This window comes from Planktotalea sp. (assembly GCF_050633725.1).
Classification (GTDB): Bacteria; Pseudomonadota; Alphaproteobacteria; order Rhodobacterales; family Rhodobacteraceae; genus Planktotalea.
The window spans coordinates 1-10,461 of sequence record NZ_JBOEHB010000039.1 but is presented as its reverse complement, the minus strand read 5'-3'; the positions used below and the strand labels follow the sequence as shown (position 1 = coordinate 10,461).

General features: G+C 52.7%; 11 protein-coding genes. 7 read left to right on the top strand and 4 right to left on the bottom strand.

Going from position 1 to position 10,461, the window contains the following annotated elements:
* The coding region (locus ACRBCU_RS18825) for an FCSD flavin-binding domain-containing protein (protein WP_431366935.1) at positions 1 to 1,252 on the top strand (1,252 nt) is incomplete at its 5' end.
* A gap of 39 nt (positions 1,253 to 1,291) precedes the next feature.
* Here the strand turns inward: ACRBCU_RS18825 and ACRBCU_RS18820 are convergent.
* Complete coding sequence (locus tag ACRBCU_RS18820) at positions 1,292 to 2,527, bottom strand: Hint domain-containing protein (RefSeq protein WP_431366934.1); 1,236 nt, start codon at positions 2,525 to 2,527, stop codon at positions 1,292 to 1,294.
* 222 nt (positions 2,528 to 2,749) lie between these two features.
* On the opposite strand from ACRBCU_RS18820, the gene ACRBCU_RS18815 reads away from it, so the two are divergent.
* The 5 genes from ACRBCU_RS18815 (at position 2,750) to ACRBCU_RS18795 (ending at position 6,134) form a co-directional block, all read left to right on the top strand.
* Complete coding sequence (locus ACRBCU_RS18815; RefSeq protein WP_431366933.1) at positions 2,750 to 3,382, top strand: ATP-dependent Clp protease proteolytic subunit; 633 nt, start codon at positions 2,750 to 2,752, stop codon at positions 3,380 to 3,382.
* Between the two features lie 146 nt (positions 3,383 to 3,528).
* The gene (gene clpX, locus ACRBCU_RS18810) at positions 3,529 to 4,794 is read left to right on the top strand and encodes an ATP-dependent Clp protease ATP-binding subunit ClpX (protein WP_431366932.1); all 1,266 of its coding nucleotides are present in this window, start codon (positions 3,529 to 3,531) and stop codon (positions 4,792 to 4,794) included.
* A 117-nt stretch (positions 4,795 to 4,911) separates the two neighbouring features.
* Positions 4,912 to 5,295: an NADH:ubiquinone oxidoreductase subunit NDUFA12 gene (locus tag ACRBCU_RS18805; RefSeq protein ID WP_431366931.1), complete on the top strand. Its 384-nt coding sequence runs from the start codon at positions 4,912 to 4,914 to the stop codon at positions 5,293 to 5,295.
* Positions 5,296 to 5,325: 30 nt separating this feature from the next.
* Positions 5,326 to 5,772 carry an outer membrane lipid asymmetry maintenance protein MlaD gene (gene mlaD, locus ACRBCU_RS18800; protein WP_431366930.1) on the top strand — a complete coding sequence of 149 codons (447 nt, stop codon included), beginning with the start codon at positions 5,326 to 5,328 and terminating at the stop codon, positions 5,770 to 5,772.
* The gene (locus ACRBCU_RS18795) at positions 5,769 to 6,134 is read left to right on the top strand and encodes a DUF2155 domain-containing protein (protein WP_431366929.1); all 366 of its coding nucleotides are present in this window, start codon (positions 5,769 to 5,771) and stop codon (positions 6,132 to 6,134) included. The genes mlaD and ACRBCU_RS18795 overlap by 4 nt, the downstream gene beginning before the upstream one ends.
* Here the strand turns inward: ACRBCU_RS18795 and aat are convergent.
* Genes aat through accB form a run of 3 tightly spaced genes read right to left on the bottom strand, consistent with a single transcriptional unit; the run spans position 6,098 to position 8,636 of the window.
* On the bottom strand, positions 6,098 to 6,745 hold the full coding sequence (gene aat / locus ACRBCU_RS18790) for a leucyl/phenylalanyl-tRNA--protein transferase (protein ID WP_431366928.1): 648 nt from the start codon (positions 6,743 to 6,745) through the stop codon (positions 6,098 to 6,100). The genes ACRBCU_RS18795 and aat overlap by 37 nt on opposite strands.
* Positions 6,746 to 6,794: 49 nt before the next feature.
* Complete coding sequence (gene accC / locus ACRBCU_RS18785; RefSeq protein ID WP_431366927.1) at positions 6,795 to 8,144, bottom strand: acetyl-CoA carboxylase biotin carboxylase subunit; 1,350 nt, start codon at positions 8,142 to 8,144, stop codon at positions 6,795 to 6,797.
* 9 nt (positions 8,145 to 8,153) lie between these two features.
* The gene (accB, locus tag ACRBCU_RS18780) at positions 8,154 to 8,636 is read right to left on the bottom strand and encodes an acetyl-CoA carboxylase biotin carboxyl carrier protein (protein WP_431366926.1); all 483 of its coding nucleotides are present in this window, start codon (positions 8,634 to 8,636) and stop codon (positions 8,154 to 8,156) included.
* Between the two features lie 234 nt (positions 8,637 to 8,870).
* Between accB and ACRBCU_RS18775 the strand changes: the two genes are divergently transcribed.
* Positions 8,871 to 10,382 (top strand): class I adenylate-forming enzyme family protein, encoded by a 1,512-nt coding sequence (locus ACRBCU_RS18775; RefSeq protein ID WP_431366925.1) that lies wholly within the window; start codon positions 8,871 to 8,873, stop codon positions 10,380 to 10,382.
* Positions 10,383 to 10,461 lie beyond the last annotated feature (79 nt).

Genomic DNA, 10,461 nt, shown 5'->3' with positions numbered 1-10,461 from the left:
GTTTATGGGGACAGGCGCTGCGGCAGCTGCTACAGCGATGTCCGCACCGACTGTACAAGCGGCATCACACGGTCGCCCGAAAGTCGTTGTCATCGGTGGCGGCGCTGGCGGTGCAACCGCTGCGCGTTACCTTGCGAAAGACAGCAAAGGCGAGATCGACGTCACTCTCATCGAGCCTTCACGCACCTATTACACATGCTTCTTCTCCAACCTTTATATCGGTGGTTTCCGCGATCTCTCGAGCATCGCGCACAGCTACGGTACATTGGCGTCCGAGTATGGCATCAACGTTGTGCATGACTGGGCTGTAGGTATCGACCGCGATGCAAAGACTGTGTCTTTGGCAGGCGGCGCGAAGGTTCCATACGATCGTTTGGTTCTTTCACCAGGCATCGATTTCATCGACGGCGCGGTTCCAGGTTGGGACGTAAGCACACAAAACAAAATGCCACACGCCTATAAGGCGGGCAGCCAGTCCGAGCTTCTGAAAGCTCAGATCGAGGCAATGCCACAGGGCGGTACATACGCAATGGTTGCTCCACCCAACCCGTTCCGTTGCCCTCCTGGCCCATATGAGCGTATCTCTATGGTTGCGCATGTTCTCAAAGAGAAGAACCCGACAGCGAAAATCATCATCGCTGACCCGAAAGCGAAGTTCTCCAAAATGGCGCTCTTCCAAGAGGGTTGGGCAGACAACTATGACGGTATGGTTGACTGGATCGGCGCAGACTTTGGCGGCGGCAACGTAGAAGTGAACGCAGACGACATGACTGTGTCCATCGACGGCGAAGTCACCAAGGTTGACGTGTGTAACGTGATCCCAGCGATGAAAGCGGGCCGCATTTGCGAACTCGCAGGTATCACTGAGGGCAACTGGGCACCTGTGAACGGTCACACAATGCAGTCTCGCGTTGATGAGAACATTCACGTGCTTGGCGATGCGACGAACCAGGGCGACATGCCGAAGTCCGGCTTCTCTGCGAACTCACAGGCGAAAGTTGCTGCAATGGCAATTCGCGGTGCGCTCACAGGCTCCAAGGTCTTCCCAGCGAAGTTCTCCAACACATGCTGGTCCTTGATCGACACAGACAACGGCGTGAAAGTTGGCGCAACATATGAAGCAACCGACGAGAAAATCGCGAAGGTTGACGGCTTTATCAGCAAAACAGGCGAAGACGCCGCGCTGCGTAAAGCAACATATGAAGAGAGCGTTGGCTGGTATGCGGGCATCACGTCCGACATGTTCGGCTAAGTCTTACTAGATTGACCTAACTTGAGGCCGTGCTCTGGATCAGGGCGCGGCCTTTTGTATGTGATAGACCTTACCATCTGGGGTGAGAGGTTTGTCATTTCGTCGATGTCGCGCGATCAGACGGCGCGCTTGTTTCATCTGCGCAATAGGTCGTGCAGGGGGATAGCGGTTCTGGGTCAAGCTTTCTTTGGAAAGCCCCAGAAGCATAAGCGCCTCATTTAATGCGGCGTGTGGAATGGACGACAATGCTTGTTTCCCGAGGTAGAGGCTTTCACTGCGAAGACCTTCGGAAATCAGGATGTCATGCTGGTCTAACATAAGGTGGTAGTAGCTGACGGGCGTCGAAGGTTCGTCGATATAGACGCCAGCGAGGCTAAGCAGTGCTTTTGCAGGAACCAGAACTTCATCAGAGCCGAACATACGGCGCGCAATCGGGCCTTCAATTAAAATGCGGTGCTGCTGTGAGATGCGTAGGTATTTTGAGGGTAGGTTTACACCCAATGCGCCTTGGGAAATGCAAATCGGCGCAAGGTTTTGCCGTGCGCGCATTTGATCAGCGCTCCACGTTTTTGCGAATATCCATCGAAGCGGCACAGCAGTGTTATCAGCGTTAAGGACGAGATCGCCAACAGCAAGCGTTTCAACGCGGCGCGGCCCGTCTGGCGTAAGAACATGGGTTCCATCAGCAAAACAAATGTTCGTTGTGCCGGGCGTTGCATCCTCGGAACCAAACGTGTCAGATCCATCTCCTGTTCGCTGTAGCGACTGACCATCTGTGTCATTGCCAAAGTCTTCACCAAGCCCATTGCGCGTCGCAGTCGCAGAAAAACCAGAGTACCCCCCGGCGCCAAGGGTCGGATCATCAAGAGAATCGCCATTGTAGGTCGCTTGAACGAATTCATCGTTGCCCGGATCGTACAAGGTGACGTTGTCGCCGCCATTGTTGATTAATGCCGTCGCACGACCGGCCTCAAAGAACAGATCATCCGGATCCCCTGTTGGCAGGGACCCGCCAGCTTGCAAGCCGGACATCACCATTGCGTGCCCACCGGCGGCGAGGATCGTACCAGGCGGGAAGGTAAACCAGTGACCGATTCCTGCATCCCAAAGCTCAAGGCCCGAAATATCGATTGCACTGCCAGACGTGTTGTAGAGTTCAACGTACTCATCAACAGCAGCAGCCGTGCCATTTCCGTCAGTGTCGAAGTTAAGCGCACCGTTAGGATCAACGAGAATTTCGTTGATGACTATTCCACCAAGTAAACTGTCGGGCATCTTAAATGCCTTTCACTGATTACGCTCGAAGTCACTTTAGACTGCGAAAGGTAAAGAATTAAGGAAACAAATTGTGCTTATTTCACCGTTAATAGGAACAGGTTCTTTGCACAGCTGGCGATCAGATGCCCGCGCCCCCCTTGCGGCCCCCTTGGGGCATCACTAAGACTCTCTTAGTGCTTCGTGTGGTAAGCACGCATTACAGCAGTAGGCAGGCGAGATATGAAAGATCCGATCGAAACATATATGAACACGCTGGTTCCCATGGTGGTTGAGCAAACCAGCCGCGGGGAACGCGCATACGACATTTTCTCGCGTCTGTTGAAAGAGCGCATTATTTTTCTCAACGGTCCTGTGCATGATGGTATGTCCAGCCTGATCGTGGCGCAGCTTTTGCATCTTGAGGCGGAGAACCCCTCGAAAGAGATCAGCATGTACATCAACAGCCCCGGCGGCGTTGTGACCTCTGGTCTGTCGATCTACGACACAATGCAGTACATTCGCCCGAAAGTGTCTACACTGGTGATTGGTCAGGCCGCGTCAATGGGCTCGCTTTTGCTGACGGCAGGCGAAAAAGACATGCGTTTCTCGCTTCCGAACAGCCGCGTTATGGTGCACCAGCCTTCGGGTGGCTATCAGGGTCAGGCAACTGACATTATGATTCACGCGGAAGAAACGCAAAAGCTGAAGACGCGTCTCAATGAAATCTACGTGAAGCACACAGGTCAAACTTTGAAAAAAGTTGAAAACGCGCTTGAACGTGACAACTTCATGTCGCCAGAAGACGCAAAAGACTTTGGTTTGATTGATGAGATTCTCGAAACCCGCGCCAAAGGCGACGACGAAGAGAGCTAAAGCAAATCGGCGCGCGCCTTCTTGAGTGTGCGCGCCGATTTTTGCGATTGTGGCTTGGGGCAGGCTCCCATAAGCTACGCCGAATACGATGGGATGACAGGCATCTCGTTGCAGTAAATTAAGGGCGGCAGCCTGAAAGGTGATCCATGGCAAGCAATTCTGGCGGTGATAGCAAAAATACGCTCTACTGTAGCTTCTGCGGCAAAAGTCAGCATGAAGTGCGTAAATTGATTGCTGGTCCGACGGTTTTCATCTGTGATGAATGTGTCGAGCTTTGCATGGATATTATTCGCGAAGAAACAAAGAGCGCGGGTCTTAAAAGCTCTGAGGGTGTGCCGACACCAAAAGACATTGCTCAAGTGCTCGATGACTATGTGATCGGGCAGGCGACAGCAAAGCGCGTTTTGGCTGTTGCGGTGCATAACCACTACAAACGGCTTAATCACGCGCAGAAATCTGGCGAAATCGAATTGGCAAAATCAAATATTTTGCTAGTTGGTCCGACAGGGTGCGGCAAGACATTGCTGGCGCAAACGCTGGCGCGAATTCTGGATGTGCCGTTCACAATGGCCGATGCGACGACGCTCACAGAAGCGGGCTATGTCGGCGAAGATGTGGAAAACATCATCCTCAAATTGCTGCAAGCGTCCGAATATAACGTCGAAAAAGCACAGCGCGGTATCGTTTATATCGACGAAGTAGATAAAATTACGCGCAAATCTGAAAACCCGTCCATTACCCGCGATGTTTCGGGTGAGGGTGTTCAGCAGGCGCTCTTGAAGCTGATGGAAGGCACAGTTGCCTCGGTTCCACCGCAGGGCGGGCGCAAGCATCCTCAGCAGGAATTCCTGCAAGTGGATACCACCAATATCCTCTTCATCTGCGGCGGTGCCTTTGCCGGCCTCGACAAGATTATTGCGGCGCGTGGAAAAGGCTCTGCTATGGGCTTTGGTGCGGATGTCCGTGATAACGATGATCGCGGAATCGGTGAAATCTTTACGGACCTCGAGCCGGAAGATCTGCTGCGCTTTGGCCTTATCCCTGAATTTGTCGGCCGTCTGCCAGTTCTCGCAACGCTTGAAGACCTTGATGAAGATGCGCTGGTCACCATTTTGAGCGAGCCGAAGAATGCGCTCGTCAAACAGTACCAGCGTTTGTTCGAGCTTGAATCCACACAGCTGACATTCACAGACGAAGCTCTCAGAGCAATCGCCAAACGCGCGATCGAGCGTAAAACAGGCGCGCGCGGATTGCGGTCTATCTTGGAAGATATTCTGCTCGATACAATGTTCGAATTGCCGGGTATGGATAGCGTGACCGAAGTCGTCGTAAATGAAGAGGCGGTTAACTCTAATGCTGAGCCTTTGATGATCCACGGCGAAGCCAAAAAAGAGTCCGCGACAGCGAGTTAAGCCTGATTGGCGGATTTCAGCGAGGGCAGGCGCTATGCCTGCCTTTTTGCGTTTTGAGGCCTCTAGACCTTGGCTCGACATTCGGGCATATCAAGAGAAACACAAGCGGAGTGATCCATGGGTATTGTCAGTAAAGTCCTACGCCTCTTCACATGGTGGAACGGGCAGACCTTGAACACACAGCTTTTCACATGGCGCAAAGGTGAGCGTGTGGGTGAAGACGATTTGGGCAATGTTTATTACCAAAGTCGTGATAAATCAAAGCGTTGGGTGATCTATAATGGCGAAATTGAAGCCAGTAAGATCAGTCCTGATTGGCATGGCTGGATTCACCACACTTGGGATGAACCGCCGACAGACAAACCGCTTGCGCACAAGCCTTGGGAAAAGCCGCATCAGGAAAACCTAACGGGTACCTTGCAAGCTTACGCCCCGTCCGGGTCGATCCGCCGCGCCAAGCCCGCTGATCGCACCGATTACGAGGCGTGGGTGCCTGAGTAAGTCCAGCACAGCACAGAGGTTGGGCGAAATATGATGCAAAACAAAACGGAAGTAGCAGTCGGCGGCGCGGTTTTAGCGATCGCGATCGGCTTCTTGGTCTACGCTGCCCAAATCACTGGCGTGAGTGCCAGTTCAGGCTCTTACCCGCTCACCGCAAGCTTTCGCTCGCTTGAAGGGGTGAATGTTGGAACAGATGTGCGCCTTGCGGGGGTTAAAATCGGTTCGGTCAATTCGGTTGAGTTGAACGTAGAAACCTTCCGCGCGGACACTGTCATCGCGATTAACGAGGGTGTTGAGATACCGGATGACAGTGCAATCACCATTGCGTCTGAAGGGCTTCTAGGGGGCAACTTTGTTGAGATTGTTCCGGGAGGCTCGCCATTTATGTATGAACCATCATCAGAGATTGAAGACACTCAGAGCGCGGTCAGCTTGGTGTCTTTGCTTCTGAAATTTGTTTCTGGATCTAACGAATGAAATCGTTTTTACCCTTGTTAGCAATGGCTTGCAGTCTCGCAATGCCGATAAATGCTCAGCAAGCTGTGTCTTCTGGCACCGGCGCAGAATTGCGCATTCTAGATAAAGTCAGCGGCCAAAGCTCAAACTATGAGCTGGCAAGCGGAGCGAGCCTTCAAGTGGGCCAACTGACGGTAGCGCTTCGTGCGTGTCGCTATCCCGAAGGTGCGCCTGCAAATGACGCATTTGCGTATCTAGATGTAAGCGAAACGGAAACGGCTGTTTCCGTCTTCACGGGCTGGATGGTGGCATCATCGCCCGCTTTGAACGCGATGGAGCACTCGCGCTACGATGTTTGGGTCTTGCGCTGTAAAACTTCTTGAAGGGTTGCAGGCGGATAGTCATTAAAATTGGCACTACTTTGTAAAGCGTCGTGCAGCAGCAGATGGTAGTGCTGGCGAGAGACTTCAATTGCCCCAAGGCTGGCAAGGTGATCTGTTAAAAACTGCGTATCGAACAGCGTAAACCCGCATTTGGAAAGATGCGTTGTGAGGTAGGCAAGCGCGACTTTTGAAGCGTCTTTGCGCCTTGAAAACATGCTTTCGCCAAAGAATGCAGTGCCTGATGCGACGCCATAGACGCCGCCCACCAGTTGATCATCTTCCCAGAGTTCCAATGAATGGGCATGGCCCATTCTGTGTAAGGCGCTGTAAAGACGCGCAATATCGTGACTAATCCATGTATCCGTGCGATCCGCGCAGCCGTCGACGATACCTTCGAAATTTTTGTTGTGCGTCACGGTCCAACTGACATTGCGCATGCGTCTGCGCAGGGAACGTGACACATGAAATTCACCTAATGGGAGAATTCCACGCAGCCGTGGATCGACCCAGAACACTTCAGGATCGTCCCGAGAATCTGCCATCGGGAACACGCCAGCTTGATAGGCATGCAGTAAAAGTTGGGGTGTTAAGGGCGGTGCATCATCGCGCATAGCGTTAACCTAGTTTAGAAACGATGCACCTGAAACCCATGTTAGCCGATCAGCCGTTAAGATTGTTCTCAAGCCAGTGCTCGAGCCAATGGATGTTATAGTCGCCCGACAGGACGTCAGGCTCTTGCAGCAAGGCATGGAAAAGAGGGACAGTCGTGTCGATTCCATCCACGATCAATTCACCCAAAGCGCGGTTCAAGCGCGCCAAAGCTTCTGGCCTGTTGCGCCCGTGAACGATCAGTTTACCGATCAGGCTGTCATAGTATGGTGGGATCGAATACCCGTCATACAGAGCGCTGTCCATGCGAACACCAAGGCCGCCAGGCGCATGATATTGCGTGATTTTTCCGGGGCAGGGGGCAAAGTTCGGAAGCTTTTCCGCATTGATGCGCACTTCGATCGAGTGCCCGTTGATTTCGAGATCGTCTTGCTGAAACGACATGTCCTGACCCGCAGCCACGAGGATTTGCTCGCGCACAAGATCAACGCCAAAGATGCTTTCAGTGACAGGGTGTTCCACTTGCAAGCGCGTGTTCATCTCAATGAAATAGAACTCGCCATTTTCATACAAGAACTCGATAGTTCCTGCGCCAATGTAGTTAATTTTGGCGACAGCATCGGCACAGGTTTTTCCGATTTCAGCACGTTCCTCTGGGCTAATCGCTGGGCCGGGCGCTTCCTCAAATACCTTTTGGTGGCGACGTTGAAGCGAGCAATCGCGCTCACCAAGGTGCACCGCGCGCCCTTTGCCATCTCCAAATACTTGGATCTCTATATGGCGGGGCGTCGTGAGGTATTTCTCAATATAGACTTCGTCATTCCCAAAGTTGGACTTGCCTTCGGCGCGCGCCGTCAGAAACGCACTTTCCATATCCGCAGCTGTTTGCGCGACTTTCATCCCTCGACCGCCGCCGCCTGCTGTGGCTTTGATGATGACTGGATAGCCGATTTCATCGCCGAGGCGCTTTGCCTCTTCCAGCGTGGGTACGCCGCCATCGGACCCCGGAACGCAAGGCACGCCAAGGGCCTTCATGGTGTCCTTTGCAGTGATTTTGTCGCCCATTGTTCTGATATGCTCGGCAGTTGGGCCGATGAACGTCAGTTGGTGGTCTTCAATGATCTGCACGAAGTTGGCGTTTTCGGACAGAAACCCATAGCCGGGATGAATTGCCTGTGCGCCTGTGATTTCACAAGCTGCGATGATGGCTGGAATAGATAAATAGCTGTCCGTGCCGGGCGGCGGGCCGATGCAAACTGCCTCGTCCGCCATGCGAACATGCATCGCATCAGCGTCCGCAGTTGAATGCACCGCGACAGACGAAATGCCCATCTCTCGGCAAGCACGAATTACGCGAAGAGCGATTTCTCCACGATTGGCGATTAGAATTTTGTCAAACATGTCAGCGCCTTATTCGATAACGACGAGCGGAGCGCCAAATTCTACTGTAGACCCATCTTCGACCAGGATTCGGGTAATCTTACCAGAGCGCGGCGCTGGAATGTGGTTCATGGTTTTCATGGCTTCTACGATCAAAAGAGTATCGCCTTCGGATACTTGCGCACCCAGGCTCACGAACGCAGGCGAGCCTGGCTCTGCCTGCATGTAAACCGTTCCAACCATTGGCGATGTGACTGCGCCCGGCAGGCTCGCTGGATCTTCTGACACGGCTGCTGGTGCAGGCGCTGTTTCCACAGGCGCGGCGACGGGCGCGCTTGCGACCTGAACTGGCGCTGCAATGACTTGCGGAGCGGCACGGCTAACGCGCACATTGAGGCTATCATCTTCGGCATAGGCCCGTTTGACCTGCAATTCGGTCAAATCATTCTTGCGAAGCAATTCTGCAAGTGCCTGAATAAATGCAACATCGTCCTCATGTGATTTGTTTGTCATGCTATCTCTCAATGTTTCTGACTACGTTCACGCCTGTTTCACCGCGCGAAGCTCTGGCCGCTTATAGGGTAAGTTTGTCGATGTGAAAAGACGCGGACTTTCAGTCAAGATGATCTTTGAAATCGCAAGTTTCGAGGGGAAAAATCGGCTAGTGTGTGCGATTTTGCGTTGCCCTCGGGATCAAAGGCCCGTTTGCTTGCCTTTAGCGATGCAAACTAGATGGGGGCGAAACGGATGAATATTGGAAGTTGGCTAGCGCGGCGCGCGGAGCAAACGCCAGCCAAACCTGCTTTGTTTGATGGCACCCATTGTATCGCGGATTATTCCTGCTTTGATAGAGCCGCGCGTTCAGTTGCGGGTTGGCTTAGAGGGCAAGGGGTCTCGGCAGGCGATCGCATTGCGATATTTATGGACAACTTACCCGAATTTTTGATCGTCCAATACGGCGCTTGGTATGCTGGTGCCGCTGTTGTCCCGATTAACGCTAAGTTGCATGCGCGCGAAGCGGCTTGGATCATTGAGGACGCGGATGCAAAGATCACCTATACCAATGGTAAAAAGCTAGACGCCCTTCGCCAAGCGCGTGCGAAAACAGAGCTTGTCGACGTCCAATCCGATGTTTTTCTTCGAATCAAAGGGCACTTGGCGGTTGATGAGTGCGCACTGTGCCAACCAGATGATCTCGCGTGGTTGTTTTATACGTCAGGAACAACTGGGCACCCGAAGGGGGTGATGATTTCTCACCGAATGTTGGTGTCAGTTTCGCTTTGCTACCTCTCTGATGTCGATAGTGTTTCGGATGAGGACAGCGCGATTTATGCCGCGCCGCTTTCTCATGGAGCGGGGCTTTACAACATGGTGCATGTGCTGAATGGCGCGCGTCACGTATTCCCTGCGTCTCGCGGTTTTGAGCCGGCTGAGATTTTCGAGCTTAGCGCGCATTTCAAATCGGCTCATATGTTTGCCGCGCCAACAATGGTAAAGCGCATGAGCGAAACCGCTAAGGCCTTGGGGTATAATGGCCAAGGTTTGAAAAGCGTCGTCTACGCGGGCGGTCCTATGTATACTGCCGATATTATCGACGCGGTTGATCAATTCGGCGATGTTTTTGTGCAAATCTACGGGCAGGGAGAGTGCCCGATGGGTATCACGTCGCTTTCACGGCAAGACATTTCAGATCGCTCGCGTGAAAACTGGCGGTCTCGCCTTGGCTCTGTTGGGCGCGCGCAATCGGCGGTTCAAGTCGAAATCGGCAACGCAGATGCGCAGATTTTGCCGCGAGGAGAGACAGGCGAGATCATGGTTCGCGGTGATCCTGTCATGAAGGGATATTGGAAGAATCCCGAAGCGAGCGCGAAAACGATCATCAACGGTTGGCTTATGACAGGGGACATGGGTTTTTTGAGCGAAGAAGGCTATCTCACGATGGTAGATCGTTCAAAAGATTTGATAATTTCAGGTGGTACCAACATATATCCGCGTGAAGTTGAGGAAATTTTGCTCACACATAAAGACGTCGCCGAGGTTTCAGTTGTGGGACGCGCAAACCCTGAATGGGGCGAAGATGTTGTTGCTTTCATTGTTCCTGTTCAAGCCGGACATGTCGATAAAACGGCGCTCGATGCGCATTGCCTCGCGCATATCGCGCGCTTCAAGCGTCCAAAAGATTATATCGAGATCGAAAGTTTACCGAAGAATAACTATGGTAAGGTTTTGAAAACGGAACTCAGGAAGCGGGTTTTGTAGCGAAGCCCTTTGTCTTCAGACTAAAGGGCTTCGCAATTTTTTATGGCTTTAGTGTTTAAGCACCCGCTCTGTTTTTGAT